At 64.3% G+C, this 16,389-nt stretch carries 17 protein-coding genes; 11 read left to right on the plus strand and 6 right to left on the minus strand.

The genetic code is table 11. The annotated features are described in order from the left end of the window. Positions 1-179 precede the first annotated feature (179 nt). Positions 180-1,037: an NAD-dependent epimerase/dehydratase family protein gene (locus FQ664_RS00015; protein ID WP_144169886.1), complete on the minus strand. Its 858-nt coding sequence runs from the start codon at positions 1,035-1,037 to the stop codon at positions 180-182. Between the two features lie 190 nt (positions 1,038-1,227). Between FQ664_RS00015 and exbB the strand changes: the two genes are divergently transcribed. From exbB to FQ664_RS00045, 6 genes are all read left to right on the plus strand, one after another. After that, positions 1,228-2,190, plus strand: a complete 963-nt coding sequence (exbB, locus tag FQ664_RS00020; protein ID WP_144169888.1) for a tonB-system energizer ExbB — start codon at positions 1,228-1,230, stop codon at positions 2,188-2,190. 3 nt (positions 2,191-2,193) lie between these two features. After that, complete coding sequence (gene exbD / locus FQ664_RS00025) at positions 2,194-2,622, plus strand: TonB system transport protein ExbD (protein ID WP_087500923.1); 429 nt, start codon at positions 2,194-2,196, stop codon at positions 2,620-2,622. Next, a complete protein-coding gene (locus FQ664_RS00030; RefSeq protein ID WP_144169890.1) occupies positions 2,619-3,350 on the plus strand; it encodes an energy transducer TonB in 732 nt (243 codons plus the stop codon). Before exbD ends, FQ664_RS00030 begins: the two co-directional genes overlap by 4 nt. Before the next feature lie 94 nt (positions 3,351-3,444). Then, on the plus strand, positions 3,445-4,371 hold the full coding sequence (locus tag FQ664_RS00035) for a hydrogen peroxide-inducible genes activator (RefSeq protein WP_087500924.1): 927 nt from the start codon (positions 3,445-3,447) through the stop codon (positions 4,369-4,371). A 3-nt stretch (positions 4,372-4,374) separates the two neighbouring features. After that, on the plus strand, positions 4,375-6,453 hold the full coding sequence (gene recG / locus FQ664_RS00040) for an ATP-dependent DNA helicase RecG (RefSeq protein WP_144169892.1): 2,079 nt from the start codon (positions 4,375-4,377) through the stop codon (positions 6,451-6,453). A 76-nt stretch (positions 6,454-6,529) separates the two neighbouring features. Next, positions 6,530-7,933 (plus strand): aminoacyl-tRNA deacylase and HDOD domain-containing protein, encoded by a 1,404-nt coding sequence (locus FQ664_RS00045; protein WP_144169894.1) that lies wholly within the window; start codon positions 6,530-6,532, stop codon positions 7,931-7,933. A 199-nt stretch (positions 7,934-8,132) separates the two neighbouring features. Here the strand turns inward: FQ664_RS00045 and FQ664_RS00055 are convergent, their stop codons facing one another. The 4 genes from FQ664_RS00055 to rubA all read right to left on the minus strand — a co-directional run bounded on the left by FQ664_RS00055 (position 8,133) and on the right by rubA (position 10,474). Beyond that, positions 8,133-8,507 carry an SCP2 sterol-binding domain-containing protein gene (locus FQ664_RS00055; protein ID WP_144169898.1) on the minus strand — a complete coding sequence of 125 codons (375 nt, stop codon included), beginning with the start codon at positions 8,505-8,507 and terminating at the stop codon, positions 8,133-8,135. Between the two features lie 148 nt (positions 8,508-8,655). After that, on the minus strand, positions 8,656-8,955 hold the full coding sequence (locus FQ664_RS00060) for an HU family DNA-binding protein (RefSeq protein ID WP_056793963.1): 300 nt from the start codon (positions 8,953-8,955) through the stop codon (positions 8,656-8,658). Positions 8,956-9,141: 186 nt separating this feature from the next. Beyond that, entirely contained in the window at positions 9,142-10,290 is a 1,149-nt protein-coding gene (locus FQ664_RS00065; RefSeq protein WP_144169900.1) for an NAD(P)/FAD-dependent oxidoreductase, read from the minus strand. 16 nt (positions 10,291-10,306) lie between these two features. After that, positions 10,307-10,474, minus strand: a complete 168-nt coding sequence (gene rubA / locus FQ664_RS00070) for a rubredoxin RubA (RefSeq protein ID WP_019096637.1) — start codon at positions 10,472-10,474, stop codon at positions 10,307-10,309. Between the two features lie 201 nt (positions 10,475-10,675). On the opposite strand from rubA, the gene FQ664_RS00075 reads away from it, so the two are divergent. Both FQ664_RS00075 and ubiA read left to right on the plus strand, forming a co-directional pair. Continuing rightward, on the plus strand, positions 10,676-11,233 hold the full coding sequence (locus FQ664_RS00075; RefSeq protein WP_144169902.1) for a chorismate--pyruvate lyase family protein: 558 nt from the start codon (positions 10,676-10,678) through the stop codon (positions 11,231-11,233). Beyond that, the gene (gene ubiA, locus FQ664_RS00080; RefSeq protein WP_144169903.1) at positions 11,233-12,123 is read left to right on the plus strand and encodes a 4-hydroxybenzoate octaprenyltransferase; all 891 of its coding nucleotides are present in this window, start codon (positions 11,233-11,235) and stop codon (positions 12,121-12,123) included. The genes FQ664_RS00075 and ubiA overlap by 1 nt, the downstream gene beginning before the upstream one ends. 102 nt (positions 12,124-12,225) lie before the next feature. Here ubiA and FQ664_RS00085 read toward each other — a convergent pair whose 3' ends face one another. After that, on the minus strand, positions 12,226-12,597 hold the full coding sequence (locus FQ664_RS00085; protein ID WP_144169905.1) for a COG4315 family predicted lipoprotein: 372 nt from the start codon (positions 12,595-12,597) through the stop codon (positions 12,226-12,228). Positions 12,598-12,769: 172 nt separating this feature from the next. On the opposite strand from FQ664_RS00085, the gene phoB reads away from it, so the two are divergent. The 3 genes from phoB to FQ664_RS00100 all read left to right on the plus strand — a co-directional run bounded on the left by phoB (position 12,770) and on the right by FQ664_RS00100 (position 16,329). Further along, positions 12,770-13,459 carry a phosphate regulon transcriptional regulator PhoB gene (phoB, locus tag FQ664_RS00090; RefSeq protein WP_003253341.1) on the plus strand — a complete coding sequence of 230 codons (690 nt, stop codon included), beginning with the start codon at positions 12,770-12,772 and terminating at the stop codon, positions 13,457-13,459. A 48-nt stretch (positions 13,460-13,507) separates the two neighbouring features. After that, positions 13,508-14,815, plus strand: a complete 1,308-nt coding sequence (gene phoR / locus FQ664_RS00095; RefSeq protein WP_144169907.1) for a phosphate regulon sensor histidine kinase PhoR — start codon at positions 13,508-13,510, stop codon at positions 14,813-14,815. 173 nt (positions 14,816-14,988) lie between these two features. Next, entirely contained in the window at positions 14,989-16,329 is a 1,341-nt protein-coding gene (locus tag FQ664_RS00100; protein ID WP_144169910.1) for a hemolysin family protein, read from the plus strand. The last annotated feature ends 60 nt before the right edge of the window (positions 16,330-16,389 follow it).

The raw sequence follows: 16,389 nt of genomic DNA on the forward strand, positions 1-16,389 counted from the left end.
AACGCTGAAGAGAATTTCTCTGGCGCGCTGACTTGTGCCTGGAGATTGCTGAAAGAGGCCGAAGACGGTTCTACTGAGAAATTGCCTTCGGCCATAGAATCTCCCACAGGTACACCGCCGGGCTTGAAACCAGTGGTGTATCTGTGGAAGCGGGTTTACCCGCGAGGAGGCCAGTAGCCTCAGCACAGGCCTTTCAGGATTGCCGCATAGCCTTCCTTGTAACTCGGATACACCGGCGCCCAGCCCAACGCCCGCGCCCGGGCATTGCTGCAGCGCTTGCTGCCGGTGCGCCGCACCCGCTGCTCAGCCGACCACTCGGTAACGCCCATGTACCCGCGCAGCCAGGCCACCACATCGGCCAACGGCGCCGGGTCGTCGTCGACGCCGATGTAGCAGTCGTCGAGCACCTTGCCATCGACATCGGCCTGCAACAGGAACGCCAACAGGCTGGCTGCGTCCTCGGCATGGATGCGGTTGCCATACAGCGGTGGCTCCTCGGCCACACGGTAGCCCTGGCGCACCTGACTGAGCAGCCACTCGCGGCCAGGGCCATAGATGCCAGTCAGGCGCACCACGCTGGCCGGGATGCCGCTGGCCAGTGCCAGCCGCTCGGCCTCCAGCATCAACCGCCCGGAATAGCCTTCAGGCTCGGTGGCCGCGCCTTCCTCGATCCACTCGCCGTCCTTCTGTGCATACACGCTGCTGCTGGACACGAACAGCAGGCGCCGTGGGCGCTGGCCGCGCTCGGCCAGCCAGGCCAGCACATGGCGCAAACCGTCGACATACGCCGCCTGGTAACCCGCCTCGTCGTGCTGGCTGGCCGCCACGCAGTACACCAGGTAGTCCGGCGCGCGCTGCGGCCAGGCGTCGGGAATCGATGGTTCGGACAAGTCCGCAGCCACCGGCACAACCCCCGCAGGCAACCGCCCGACCGAGCGACGCAGGCCACTCACCTGCCAGCCGCGCGCAAGCATCTGCTGGGCAAGACGCCCGCCTACGTCACCACAACCCACCACCATCACGGAAAGGCCTGACATCGCTAAACTCCCTAGACCAATTGATCAGCCCGACCACGCTACACGATGGGTGGCTAGACCATAGGCGAAAAAAGCAACAAGATTACTTTTGTTAACAAGAATTACTTGCAATAATGGCCGCCAATTTGTTCTCGGCCTACCTCGAGGCCTTGGAGAACGTTCACTCTATTCTTCACCAGGTCCGGCCAGCATGACACGAACTCAAACTTCCGCTTCGCCAACCCCGTCGCGCGCCTGGCGCGCCATCGCCGCGCTGACACTCAGCCTGGTGCTGGCCCCGGTGGCCATGGCCGATGAGCCAGCCGCCAATGCTGCCACGCCTGCTGCCGCTACTGCACCAGCGGCCCCAGCCGCAGCGCCGGCTGCCGGCGCAGTTGCCGCCACCCCGGCTGATGCACCGGTCGCGGCAGACCCGAGCGTCGAAGCCCTGGTTGAAGACACCTCGCTGGGCATGGCCCACGACCTGTCCCCATGGGGCATGTACAAGAACGCCGACGTGGTGGTGAAGGCGGTCATGATCGGCCTGGCCATCGCCTCCATCATCACCTGGACCATCTGGATCGCCAAAGGCTTCGAGCTGATGGGCGCCAAGCGTCGCCTGCGTGGTGAAATCGCCCTGCTGAAAAAATCCGCCAGCCTCAAGGAAGCCAGCGACGTTTCCAACAAGGAAGGTACTCTGGCCCATACTCTGGTCCACGACGCCCTCGAAGAGATGCGCCTGTCGGCCAACGCCCGCGAAAAAGAAGGCATCAAGGAGCGCGTCAGCTTCCGCCTGGAGCGCCTGGTGCACGCCAGCGGTCGCACCATGAGCAGCGGCACCGGCGTACTCGCCACCATCGGCTCCACTGCGCCGTTCGTCGGCCTGTTCGGTACCGTATGGGGCATCATGAACAGCTTCATCGGCATCGCCAAGACCCAGACCACCAACCTCGCCGTGGTTGCCCCAGGTATCGCCGAAGCCCTGCTGGCCACTGCCCTGGGCCTGGTCGCCGCGATCCCGGCCGTGGTCATCTACAACGTCTTCGCCCGCTCCATCGCCGGCTACAAGGCCCAGGTGTCCGATGCCTCCGCCCAGGTGCTGCTGCTGGTCAGCCGTGACCTGGACCACCAGGGCAGCGAGCGTGTTGCCCCGCACATGGTGAAAGTGGGGTAAGCCATGGGCCTGCATCTCAACGAAGGTGGCGACGACCTCGCCGAAAACCACGAAATCAACGTTACGCCGTTCATCGACGTGATGCTGGTGCTGCTGATCATCTTCATGGTCGCAGCCCCCTTGGCCACGGTCGACATCAAGGTCGACCTGCCGGCCTCGACCGCCAAGCCGGCGCCGAGGCCCGAGAAACCGGTGTTCGTCAGCGTCAAGGCCGACCAGAAGCTGTACGTCGGCGACGATCAGGTCCCTGCCCCCGACCAGCTTGGCCCGATGCTCGATGCCAAGACCAAGGGCGACAAGGAAACCACCATCTTCTTCCAGGCTGACAAAGGCGTGGATTACGGTGACCTGATGGAAGTGATGAACAACATGCGCACGGCCGGCTACCTGAAAGTCGGTCTGGTAGGTCTCGAGACGGCAGCCAAGAAATGACAAGAACGCGCTCTAACATGGCGCGCTACGGTGGCAGCCTGGCGATCGTGCTGGGCGTGCACGTGGTCGCCGTGCTGCTGACGCTGAACTGGTCGGTGCCCCAGGCCATCGAGCTGCCCCCGGCAGCCATGATGGTCGAGCTGGCACCGTTGCCGGAGCCTGCGCCACCACCACCTCCGAAAGCGGCCCCGCAGCCGCCGGCACCGGTCGAGGAACCGCCGCTGCCGAAGCTGGTCGAGGCGCCCAAGCCCAAGATCGCCATTGCCAAACCGCCCAAGCCGAAGGCCAAGCCGCAGCCGCCAAAGCCCGAGAAAAAGCCTGAGCCGCCGAAGGAAGCACCACCAATCGAACAAACGGTAGACGCACCGCCCAGCAACACGCCACCGCAGAAGTCCGCGGCGCCGGCGCCGAGCATTGCGGCCAACAGCAAAGCCCTGCCGACCTGGCAAAGCGACCTGCTGCGGCACCTGGCCAAGTACAAGCGCTACCCGGAAGACGCGCGCCGTCGCGGCCTGCAGGGCATCAACCGCCTGCGCTTCGTGGTCGACGCCGAAGGCAAGGTGGTGTCGTACTCCATGGCCGGTGGCTCGGGTAGTGCCGCCCTGGATCGGGCAACCCTGGAAATGATCCGTCGGGCCGGCACGGTACCCAAGCCGCCACCCGAGTTGCTGAACAACGGCACGATCGAAGTCGTGGCACCGTTCGTCTACTCGCTGGACCGCCGCTGAGACTTTTGTTTCTGTCACAAATCGGCAAGTCTGATAACGTGCGTCTATCGATTGCAGCCGCTATGCTGGGCTCGCAACTTCATGGACGCACGTTATGACCCTCACAGAACTACGCTACATCGTCACACTCGCCCAGGAACAGCACTTCGGCCATGCCGCCGAACGCTGTCATGTGAGCCAGCCGACCCTGTCGGTCGGTGTGAAGAAGCTCGAGGATGAGCTTGGCGTGTTGATTTTCGAGCGCAGCAAGAGCGCGGTACGCCTGACCCCGGTCGGCGAAAGCATCGTCGCCCAGGCGCAGAAGGTACTGGAGCAGGCCCAGGGCATTCGCGAGCTGGCCCAGGCCGGCAAGAACCAGCTGACCGCCCCGCTCAAGGTCGGTGCCATCTACACCGTCGGCCCGTACCTGTTCCCGCACCTGATTCCGCAGCTGCACCGGGTGGCGCCGCAGATGCCGCTGTACATCGAAGAGAACTTCACCCACGTACTGCGTGAAAAGCTGCGCAACGGCGAACTGGACGCGGTGATCATCGCCCTGCCGTTCAACGAAGCCGACGTGCTGACCCTGCCGCTGTACGACGAACCATTCTGCGCCCTGATGCCGGCTGACCACCCGTGGACAGCGAAAAAGACCATCGACACCGCCATGCTCAACGACAAGAGCCTGTTGCTGCTCGGTGAAGGCCACTGCTTCCGCGACCAGGTACTGGAAGCCTGCCCAACGCTGAACAAGGGCGGTGAAGGCTCCAGGCACACCACAGTCGAGTCCAGCTCGCTGGAAACCATCCGCCATATGGTGGCCTCGGGCCTTGGCGTATCGATCCTGCCGCTGTCGGCGGTGCACAGCCACCACTACGCCCCCGGCGTCATCGAGGTCCGCCCGCTGACCGCACCGGCACCATTCCGCACCGTGGCCATCGCCTGGCGCGCCAGCTTCCCGCGGCCGAAGGCCATCGAGATCCTCGCCGACTCGATCCGCCTGTGCTCGGTCGCCAAAGCCCCTGCGGAACAACCGGCCTGAGTCATGAGTGAGCTGTCGAAGGTCCCGGTCACGGTCCTCAAGGGGGTTGGCGAGGCCATGGCGGAGAAACTCGCCAAGGTCGGCCTGGAGAACCTGCAGGACGTGCTGTTCCACCTGCCCCTGCGCTACCAGGACCGCACCCGCGTGGTGCCGATCGGCCAGCTGCGCCCGGGCCAGGACGCGGTGATCGAGGGCGTGGTCAGCGGCGCCGACGTGACCATGGGCAAGCGCCGCAGCCTGGTGGTGCGCCTGGGTGACGGCAGCGGCGTGCTGAGCCTGCGCTTCTACCACTTCAGCAACGCGCAGAAGGAAGGCCTCAAGCGTGGCACCCACCTGCGCTGCTACGGCGAAGCCCGCCCCGGTGCTTCGGGCCTGGAAATCTACCACCCGGAATACCGCGCGCTGAATGGCGACGAGCCGCCGCCACCGGTCGAGCAGACCCTGACGCCGATCTACCCGTCCACCGAAGGCCTTACCCAGCAACGCCTGCGCCTGCTGTGCCAGCAGAGCCTGGGCCTGCTCGGCCCGCGCAGCCTGCCGGACTGGCTGCCCGACGAACTGGCCCGGGACTACCAGCTGGCGCCGCTGGACGATGCCATCCGCTACCTGCACAACCCACCGGCCGACGCCGACCTCGAAGAGCTTGCCGAAGGCCAGCACTGGGCCCAGCACCGCCTGGCCTTCGAAGAGCTGCTGACCCACCAGCTGTCGCAGCAACGCCTGCGCGAAAGCCTGCGCAGCCTGCGCGCGCCAGTGTTGCCCAAGGCCCAGCGCCTGCAGGCGCAATATCTGGCCAACCTGGGCTTCCAGCCGACCGGCGCGCAGCAGCGGGTGGCCAACGAAATTGCCTACGACCTCAGCCAGCACGAGCCGATGATGCGCCTGGTGCAGGGCGATGTGGGTGCCGGCAAGACCGTGGTCGCCGCCCTGGCCGCGCTGCAGGCCCTGGAGGCCGGCTACCAGGTGGCCTTGATGGCACCCACCGAGATTCTCGCCGAACAGCACTACATCACCTTCAAGCGCTGGCTCGAACCGCTGGGCATCGAAGTGGCCTGGCTGGCCGGCAAGCTCAAGGGCAAGGCCCGGGCAGCCGCCCTGGAGCAGATCGCCAGCGGTGCACCGATGGTGGTCGGCACCCACGCGCTGTTCCAGGAAGAGGTGAAGTTCAAGCACCTGGCCCTGGCGATCATCGATGAACAGCACCGTTTTGGCGTGCAGCAACGCCTGGCCCTGCGCAAGAAGGGCGTGGCCGGCGAGTTGTGCCCGCACCAGCTGATCATGACCGCCACACCCATTCCGCGCACCTTGGCCATGAGCGCCTACGCCGACCTGGACACCTCGGTGCTCGACGAGCTGCCGCCCGGGCGCACCCCGGTGAACACCGTGCTGGTGGCCGACAGCCGCCGCTTCGAAGTGGTCGAGCGGGTACGCGCCGCCTGCGCCGAAGGGCGCCAGGCCTACTGGGTGTGCACCCTGATCGAAGAATCCGAAGAACTGACCTGCCAGGCCGCCGAAAGCACCTACGAGGAGCTGGGCAGCGCCCTGGGCGAACTGCGGGTGGGGCTGATCCACGGCCGCATGAAGCCGGCGGAAAAGGCTGAGATCATGGCCGAGTTCAAGGCCGGCAACCTGCAGTTGCTGGTCGCCACCACGGTCATCGAGGTGGGCGTGGATGTGCCCAACGCCAGCCTGATGATCATCGAGAACCCCGAGCGCCTGGGCCTGGCCCAGTTGCACCAGCTACGCGGCCGGGTTGGCCGGGGCAGCGCCGTCAGCCATTGCGTGCTGCTGTACCACCCGCCACTGTCACAGATCGGCCGCGAGCGTTTAGGAATCATGCGGGAAACCAACGACGGCTTCATCATCGCCGAGAAAGACCTGGAACTGCGTGGCCCGGGCGAGATGCTCGGCACCCGCCAGACCGGCCTGCTGCAATTCAAGGTCGCCGACCTGATGCGCGACGCCGACCTGCTGCCAGCCGTGCGCGACGCCGCCCAGGCCCTGATCGCACGCTGGCCGGAGCACGTCAGCCCGCTGCTCGACCGCTGGCTGCGCCATGGCCAGCAATATGGCCAAGTGTGACCAGTCCCATAATGGATCCAGTTATCCCCCGAGGCTGGTTATACTTCGCGTTTAAAGGAATCAGTGGATACGGACCATGACTGAAGTTGCCCTGGACACCGCAAGCCCACACGCTCCCTCGGTCATCCGGCTGCTGCTCGACAACCTCGGCGTAGCCTACCGCGAGGTGGTCGAACATCCGCACCTGCCGGCAGCGTCGCGGGTACAGGCCGTGCTGCTCGACGATGAGGTCGGCGCCCTGATGGTGCTGTTCCCGCAAAGCCAGTTGCTGGACCTCAACCGCCTGGCCGAACTGACCGGGCGCAAGCTCACCGCGGTGTCGGTGCCGCGCCTGAAGCAGATGCTGGACAAGCACCAGCTCAAGGCCCTGCCGGGCATCCCGGCGCTGACCAGCTCGCCGTGCCAGTACGAAAAGAGCCTGCTCGACGCCGATAGCGTGTTCATCCAGTCCGGTGAAGCCGGCCTGTTGCTGGAAATCGACCGCGCGCACTTCAAGTGCATGCTGGCCAAGGCCAGCGCCAGCAGCTTCGGCCAGGAGGTCGAGGCGATCAGCCCCAACCTCGACCGCCCCGATGACGACACCCGGGAAATCAGCCAGGCAGTCCAGGCCTTCACCGCCCGGCGCATCCAGAAGCGCCTGGAAGAAACCATCGAAATCCCGCCGCTGGCGGACACCGCGCAAAAGATCATCAAGCTGCGGGTAGACCCCAACGCCAGCATCGACGATATCACCGGCGTGGTCGAGACCGACCCGGCGCTGGCGGCGCAGGTGGTGAGCTGGGCGGCATCGCCCTACTACGCCTCACCGGGCAAGATCCGTTCAGTGGAAGACGCCATCGTGCGTGTGCTGGGCTTCGACCTGGTGATCAACCTGGCCCTGGGCCTGGCGCTGGGCAAGACCCTGAGCCTGCCGAAAGACCACCCGCAGCAGGCCACGCCGTACTGGCAGCAGTCGATCTACACCGCCGCGATCATCGAAGGCCTGACCCGCGCCATGCCCCGGGCCGAGCGCCCCGAGGCGGGCCTGACCTACCTGGCCGGGCTGCTGCACAACTTTGGCTACCTGCTGTTGGCGCACGTGTTCCCGCCGCACTTCTCGCTGATCTGCCGCCATCTGGAGGTCAACCCTCACCTGTGCCACACCTTCGTGGAACAACACTTGCTGGGTATCAGCCGCGAACAGATCGGTGCCTGGCTGATGAAGCTGTGGGACATGCCGGAAGAGCTGTCCACCGCGCTGCGCTTCCAGCACGACCCGGCCTATGACGGTGAGTATTCGGCATTCCCCAACCTGGTATGCCTGGCCACCCGCCTGCTGCGCTCGCGCGGGATTGGCTCGGGGCCGCAGCAGGAGATTCCTGACGAGTTGCTGGAGCGGCTGGGGATTACCCGCGACAAGGCCGAGGATGTGGTGAACAAGGTGCTCGAGGCCGAGAGCCTGTTGCGTGAGCTGGCTTCGCAGTTCCACGCACCGCATTGAGGTTATTGGCCCCTGTGGGAGCGGCTTTAGCCGCGAACACCGGCGCAGCCGGTGCCATGCACCGCGTTGGATTCTTCGCGGCTAAAGCTGCTCCCACAGGACGCACGGACCGCTTGCGAATTCAGTTCTCTATGCGACAGCGCAGCCCAAAGGGCTGGGCCATCTCCCACAGGATACGAATAGGCAGCTTTAATGAGGCTCAGCCTTTCTTCTTCGGTTTCAGGTATTTCATCAAGCCCTGGAACCACATCACCAACGCCGGGTTGCCCTTGATCTGGATGTGCTTGTCCTGAATCCCCTGCATGAACGCCAGCTGCTTGTTACTCGCCTGCAGGGTGGCGAAGCCATAGGCGGCGTCCTTGAAGGCAATGGCGAACGCCGGCTGTGGGTGCGCACCGCCCTTGCTGCTGATGCGTTCGTTGTTGACGATGAAGTGCCGGGCAACCTTGCCATCCAGGGTCTGCATCTGGAACACCAGGTCTTTGCCCTTGAGTTGCTGCTGGAACGCCGGGTTGTTACGACTGGCCCTGGCCATCAACAGCCCCATGGCCCAGAGAAGAAAGCGGAACTTCATCAACGCGCCTCGAATTAAAAGTGACTAAGGTGCGCAGTTTATCCTTTTCCAGAACTTTTTATGCAAGTTCGAAACACTTTGCCTACAGAAAGCACAACGGGCGCCCTGGGGCGCCCGCTTGGCTGACACTGGTGTTGTCAGGGAGCGATCACTTGCCTTTCTTGGCTGGCTTGGCGGGGGCGTTGACGCTGTCGCGCAGGTTCTTGCCAGGCTTGAAGGCCACGGTATTGCTGGCCTTGATCTTGACCGGCTCGCCGGTTTGCGGGTTCTTGCCGGTACGCGCACCGCGATGGCGTTTTTCGAAGGTGCCGAAACCGACCAGGGTCACGGTGTCCTTGTCCAGGGCACCCGTGATGCTGTCGAGAATCGCGTTCAAAACCTGATTGGCCTTTTCCTTGGTCAGATCGGCCTTTTCGGCGATGACGGCGGCGAGTTCTGGTTTGCGCATAGTGAAGCCTCTTTGACGGAATTCTTGTTGTTATGCCGTGCTGCCCTGGGAGCAGCGCTCAAGGCACCGCAGGCTCTAATCTGCGGCAGACGGAAGTGAGGATGGCACGTGCACCGGGGCCGCGCCAGTATCTGGGCGGCCATTGTGCAAGCAACAACAGGATAAATCCGACAGAACGCCAGCTATTTACGCCATCACGGCCGGCAGCTGGCGATTCAGGGCCAGCTTGTCCATCACGGCCGCCCCGGTCAGGGCGTAGCCCAGCAGCTTGCCATCGGCATCAAGGCAGAGCACCTTGAGGTCACTGCCCTGCCCCTCCACCTGCCAGGTACCTTCGTGGCCCTGGGGCGGCGGCGAAACCACCAGCGGGCAGGCCGGGGTTTTCACGGTTATCGGCATCGGCCCGTAGGCGACCGTTGTCGGCTTGCCGGCCAGGGTTTGCGCCAAGGCCCGGACACAGCTCATCAGCGGCATCACATAGAGCAGGTTGATGCCATCGACCTCGGCACAGTCGCCAAGGGCAAAGATGTTGGCGTGGGACGTACGCAACTGGCGATCCACGCAAACGCCGCGGTTGGTCTGCAGGCCGGCGGCGGCGGCCAGGTCGGTGCGCGGGCGCAGGCCAATGGCTGAAACCACCAGGTCGCAGGCGATCACGCTGCCATCGGACAGGTGCGCCTCCAGGCCCTGGGCCACCTGCTGCAGACGGGTCAGTACCGGGCCCAGGTGAAAGCGCACGCCCAGGCCTTCCAGCCCGGCCTGCACGGCAGTGGCAGCGGCCGGATGCAGCAGAGTCGGCATGACTTGCTCGCACGGCGCCACCACATCGACCTGGAAGCCGCCCAGGCTCATGTCGTTGGCGAATTCGCAGCCGATCAGGCCGGCACCGAGGATCAGCACGCGCTGTTTGCCGACGGCGGCGGCACGGAAGCGCGCGTAGTCTTCCAGGTCGTTGATCGGGAACACCCGATCGCCGCCATCGCCTTCGATCGGCACCTGCACGCTCTGCGCCCCCCAGGCCAGCACCAGGTCGCGGTATTCCACTGCTTCTTCACCGATCCACAGGCGCTTGTGGCCCGGGTCGATGCCGCTGATGCGGGTATGGGTGCGGATCTCGGCGTTCAGTTGCTCGGCCATGACGCCCGGCTCGGCCATGCACAGGCCAGCGGCGTCTTTGTGCTTGGCAAAGCCGGTGGACAGCATGGGCTTGGAGTAGGAGCGACCGTCATCGGCGGTGATCAGCAGCAGCGGCGTCTGCGCATCGAGCTTGCGAAATTCACGGGCCAGGTTGTAGCCCGCAAGGCCGGTACCGATGATTACCACAGGGGACGTCATGTCGTGCTTTCCTCGATTAGCCGATGAAGATCATTTCAAAGTCGCTCTTGCCGACGCCGCAGTCGGGGCACAGCCAGTCTTCAGGCACGTCTTCCCAGCGGGTGCCGGGGGCGATGCCGTCGTCAGGCCAGCCTTCGGCTTCGTCGTAGATCAGGCCGCAGACAATACATTGCCACTTTTTCATGGGGTTCCTCGGTTCAGGCTGGGTTTCGTGTTGCTGCTGATGGCCCTTTCGCGGCTAAAGCCGCTCCTACAGGGACCGTGCAGCATCAGCGGTTGTGCAGTCCCTGTGGGGGGCTTTGTAGCGGCCCTGCCAGCAGTATGCAAGCAGTCGGGGCAATCATGCTAAGCTCGCCGCCTCTCTGGTTGTAACAAGCAGACCGACGTGTCGTACGAATCCCCGCAAGCAGCCGCTGTCGCGTGGCTGCCGTATTCACGGCTGGCGACCGACATCGACCAGCCCACCCTTGACTGGCTGTTCGACGAGGGCTCGCTGACCCGCCGTCTGACCCGCCTGTCCAACGATCACTTCTCCGTCACTCCACTGTTCGAGGGCTGGCAGCCGCTGCGCGATGACGAATGCCAGGCACTGGGCATCGCCGCCGGCGCCGAAGGCTGGGTGCGTGAGGTGTACCTGCGCGGCCATGGCCAGCCTTGGGTGTTCGCCCGCAGCGTGGCCAGCCGCAGCGCCCTGGAGCGCGGCGGGCTGGACCTGGAAACCCTGGGCAGCCGCTCGCTGGGCGAGTTGCTGTTCTGCGACCAGGCGTTCATCCGCCACCCCATCGAGGTATGCAGTTATCCACAGGCCTGGCTGCCGAGCGAAACCGCCCATGCGGCGCTGTGGGGCCGCCGTTCGCGCTTCGAACGTGACGGCCTGGAGCTGCTGGTGGCAGAGGTGTTTCTGCCAGCATTGTGGCAAGCGGCCAAGGAGGAAAACCGCTGATGTACCTGCAACTGCTCAAGTCGCTCAACCGCCTGCACCCACGGGCCTGGGACTTCGTCCAGCTCAGCCGCATGGACCGGCCGATTGGTATCTACCTGCTGCTGTGGCCGACCTTGTCGGCAGTGTGGATAGCCGGTAACGGCTCACCAACCCTGGCCAACGTGCTGATCTTCGGCCTCGGCGTGGTGCTGATGCGCGCCGCAGGCTGCTGCATCAACGACTTTGCCGACCGCAAGGTGGACGGCCACGTCAAGCGCACCGCCGACCGCCCCCTGGCCAGTGGCCGGGTCCGGCCGCGCGAAGCACTGGCGCTGTTCGCCATCCTGGTCGCAGTGAGCTTCCTGCTGGTGCTATGCACCAACAGCCGCACGGTATGGCTGTCGTTCGGCGCGGTGGCACTCGCGTTCTGCTACCCGTTCATGAAGCGCTACACCTATTACCCGCAGGTGGTGCTGGGGGCGGCGTATTCCTGGGGCATTCCCATGGCCTTCACCGCAGCGGGTGGCGAGCTGCCGGCCAGTGCCTGGCTGCTGTATATCGCCAACCTGCTGTGGACGGTGGGTTACGACACCTACTACGCCATGGTTGACCGTGATGACGACCTGAAGATTGGCGTGAAGTCGACCGCGATCCTGTTTGGCGACGCCGACCGCACCATCATCCTGACCTTGCAACTGCTGTCGCTGGGCTGCCTGTTGCTGGCCGGCAGCCGCTTCGAGCTGGGTGGCTGGTTCCATCTGGGGCTGCTGGGCGCGGCGGCGTGCTTTGCCTGGGAGTACTGGTCGACGCGCAAGCTGGACCGGGAATCGTGCTTCAAGGCGTTTCTGCACAACCACTGGGCGGGCATGCTGGTGTTCATCGGGGTGGTGATGGATTACGCATTGCGCTGAAGCTCACCGCACCTGTGGGAGCGGGTTCACCCGCGAATACTGCGGTGCAGCAGACATCGCATTCGCGGGTAAACCCGCTCCCTCTGGGGTAAGCAGGCAACCTCAAGGCTTGGCAACGTGCCAGACGTCCTTCATGCCGTCACCGGTCATATCGCCGGCTTTCTTGTCCTTGATGAAGGTGTACAGCGGCTTGCCGTCATAGGCCCACTGCTTGCTGCCGTCATCGCGCATCACCACTGTCCACTTGTCCTTGGCCGGTTCGTCATTGGCCTTGACCATCAGCGGCGGCCAGTTGGTGGCACATTCGCCATTGCACATCGACTTGCCACCCGCATCCTTGTCGAAGGTATACAGGGTCATGCCGGCATGATCGACCAACATGCCGCCCTTCTCCATCGCATGCTCGGCCAAGGCCACCCCCGGGAGCGCCAGCGCAGTGAAAAGGGCCATCCAGCTCAGCTTTTGTCGTGTCATTGGATTCACCATTGTTTCGGGGGGATTGAGTTCTGATTGCCATAACTGCGGCCCTTTCAAGCCTAGTTCAGTCACGGAATGTCGCCAGAACGGCCAACACCCTGTCACACAGCTGCAATAATTCCGTTATCTAATGCGGGCCAAGACACCGTATCCAGGAGAGGTTTTGAGCATGGTTGGCAGGAACATTCTGATCGTCGACGACGAAGCGCCGATTCGCGAGATGATCGCCGTTGCCCTGGAAATGGCCGGCTATGACTGCCTGGAAGCGGAAAACTCCCAACAGGCCCACGCGATCATCGTCGACCGCAAACCGGACCTGATCCTGCTCGACTGGATGCTGCCGGGCACCTCCGGCATCGAGCTGGCCCGCCGCCTCAAGCGCGACGAGCTGACCGGCGACATCCCGATCATCATGCTCACCGCCAAGGGTGAAGAGGACAACAAGATCCAGGGCCTGGAAGTGGGCGCAGACGACTACATCACCAAGCCGTTCTCGCCGCGTGAACTGGTCGCCCGCCTGAAGGCCGTGCTGCGCCGCACCGGTCCGAGCGACAGCGAGGCACCGATCGAAGTCGGCGGCCTGCTGCTCGACCCGATCAGCCATCGCGTGACCATCGACGGCAAGCCTGCCGAAATGGGCCCCACCGAATACCGCCTGCTGCAGTTCTTCATGACCCACCAGGAGCGCGCCTACACCCGTGGCCAGCTGCTGGACCAGGTGTGGGGCGGTAACGTCTATGTCGAGGAACGCACCGTCGACGTGCACATCCGCCGCCTGCGCAAGGCGCTGGGTGAAGCCTACGAAAATCTGGTACAAACCGTCCGGGGCACTGGCTACCGCTTCTCGACCAAGAGCTGATCGAGTTAAAAAGCGCCAAGCTGCACGTCGTTGTACAAGGACCGTCAATTGAACCAGAACTGGCACGCGACCCTGATTCGCCACCTGCTGCTGCTGATTACCGTCTGCCTGATCGGTGGGCTGGTCAGCGGCTACTACGGCTGGAGCCTGGCCATCGGCCTGGCGCTGTACCTGGGCTGGACCCTCAAGCAGTTGCTGCGCTTGCATGACTGGCTGCGCAACCACCAACCCGACGAAGCACCGCCCGATGGCTACGGCCTGTGGGGCGAGGTGTTCGACAGCATCTATCACCTGCAACGCCGCGACCAGCGCGTACGCGGCCGCCTGCAGGCGGTGATCGACCGGGTGCAGGAGTCTACCGCCGCGCTGCGTGACGCGGTGATCATGCTCGACAGCGACGGCAACCTGGAATGGTGGAACCGCGCCGCCGAGACCCTGCTGGGCTTCAAGACCCCACAGGACGGCGGCCAGCAGGTGACCAACCTGGTGCGCCACCCGCGCTTCAAGGAATACTTCGAGGCAGGGAACTACCTCGAGCCGCTGGAAATACCCTCGCCGATCAACGACCGCATGCGCGTGCAGCTGCACATCACCCGCTACGGCAACAACGAGCACCTGATGCTGGTGCGCGACGTTACCCGCATCCACCAACTGGAGCAGATGCGCAAGGACTTCGTCGCCAACGTGTCCCACGAGCTGCGCACGCCGCTGACGGTGATCACCGGCTACCTGGAAACCCTGCTGGACAACGTCGAAGACGTGAACCCGCGCTGGCGCCGAGCCCTGCAGCAGATGAGCCAGCAAGGCTCACGCATGCAGACGCTGCTCAACGACCTGCTGCTGCTGGCCAAGCTGGAGGCCACCGACTACCCGTCGGACAACCAGCCGGTGGCGGTCGATGCCTTGCTCGCCGCGATCAAGAACGACGCCCAGGCCCTGTCCGGGCCACGCAACCAGCGCATCACCCTGGAAGCCGCACCCGGCGTGACGCTCAAGGGCAGCGAGTCGGAGCTGCGCAGTGCCTTTTCCAACCTGGTGTTCAACGCGGTCAAGTACACCCAGGACGAAGGCAGCATCCGTATTCGCTGGTGGGCCGATGCCCAGGGCGCGCACCTGTCGGTGCAGGACTCGGGGGTGGGCATCGATGCCAAGCACCTGCCACGCCTGACCGAGCGCTTCTACCGGGTCGATTCCAGCCGTGCGTCGAATACCGGCGGCACCGGGCTGGGGCTGGCGATCGTCAAGCATGTGCTGATGCGCCACCGTGGCAAACTGGAGATCAGCAGCGTGCCGGGGCATGGCAGTACCTTTACCTGTCATTTCGCGCCGGCACAATTGGCTAACGGCAAGGCTTGAGATCGGGGCTGCTGCGCAGCCCTTCGCGGGCACGCCCGCTCCCACAGGGACCGCAATAGATCCGCCACCCTTTGCTTTTACGGCCCCAGCCGCTACATTGGACCCCCTGTGCCAGCTAGAGCTGGCACTTTTTTTCTCTCTATCTCGAAGACGGACCCCGTAAAAACTCCATCATGGACCCTTCCCCTGGTATCAGCCTTACCTCGTTATTCGCCGATTTCGGCATGATCATCTTTGCCTTGCTCCTGGTGCTGCTCAACGGCTTCTTCGTTGCCGCCGAGTTCGCCATGGTCAAGCTGCGCGCCACCCGCGTCGAGTCCATCGCCGAGCTGCACGGCTGGCGTGGCAGCATCCTGCGCAAGGTCCACAGCCAGCTCGACGCCTACCTCTCGGCCTGTCAGCTGGGCATCACCCTCGCCTCGCTGGGCCTGGGCTGGGTTGGTGAGCCGGCGTTCGCCCACCTGCTCGAACCGCTACTGGCATACGTGGGCGTGGACACGCCCGAGCTGATCAAGGCGGTCTCGTTCTTCGTCGCCTTCTTCGTCATCTCGTACCTGCATATCGTGGTCGGCGAGCTGGCACCCAAGTCCTGGGCCATCCGCAAGCCCGAACTGCTGTCGCTGTGGACCGCCGTGCCGCTGTACCTGTTCTACTGGGTGATGTACCCGGCCATCTACCTGCTCAATGCCAGCGCCAACACCATCCTGCGCATTGCCGGCCAGGGCGAGCCCGGCCCGCATCACGAGCACCACTACAGCCGTGAAGAGCTCAAGCTGATCCTGCATTCCAGCCGTGGCCAGGACCCGAGCGACCAGGGCATGCGCGTTCTGGCCTCGGCCGTGGAAATGGGCGAGCTGGAGGTGGTCGACTGGGCCAACTCGCGCGAGGACATGGTCAGCATCGACGCCCATGCGCCGCTGAAGCAGATCCTGGCCCTGGTGCGCCGCCACAAGTTCAGCCGCTACCCGGTGTACGACGCCGAGCGCGAGGAGTTCACCGGCCTGCTGCACATCAAGGACCTGCTGCTGGAGCTGGCCGAACTCGAGCACCTGCCCGAAACCATCGACCTGGACGACCTGGCCCGGCCGCTGGAGCGCGTGTCGCGGCACATGCCGCTGGCGCAGTTGCTGGAGCAGTTCCGCAAAGGCGGCGCGCACTTCGTGCTGGTGGAGGAAGCCGATGGCAAGGTGATTGGCTACCTGACCATGGAAGACGTGCTGGAAGTGCTGGTGGGCGACATCCAGGACGAGCACCGCAAGACCGAGCGCGGCATCCTCGCCTACCAGCCGGGCAAGCTGCTGGTGCGTGGCGACACGCCGCTGTTCAAGGTCGAGCGCCTGCTGGGTGTCGACCTTGACCACATCGAGGCAGAAACCCTGGCCGGTCTGGTCTATGAGACGCTCAAGCGCGTGCCGGAAGAAGAGGAAGTACTGGAGGTCGAAGGGCTGCGCATCATCATCAAGAAGATGAAAGGGCCGAAGATCGTGTTGGCCAAGGTGCTGAAGCTGGATTAATGGCTGAGGGCTGCTTTGCAGCCCATCGCGACGCAAGGCCGCTCCCACAGGTACAGTGCA

It is taken from the genome of Pseudomonas persica (assembly GCF_900291015.1).
Taxonomy (GTDB): Bacteria; Pseudomonadota; Gammaproteobacteria; order Pseudomonadales; family Pseudomonadaceae; genus Aquipseudomonas.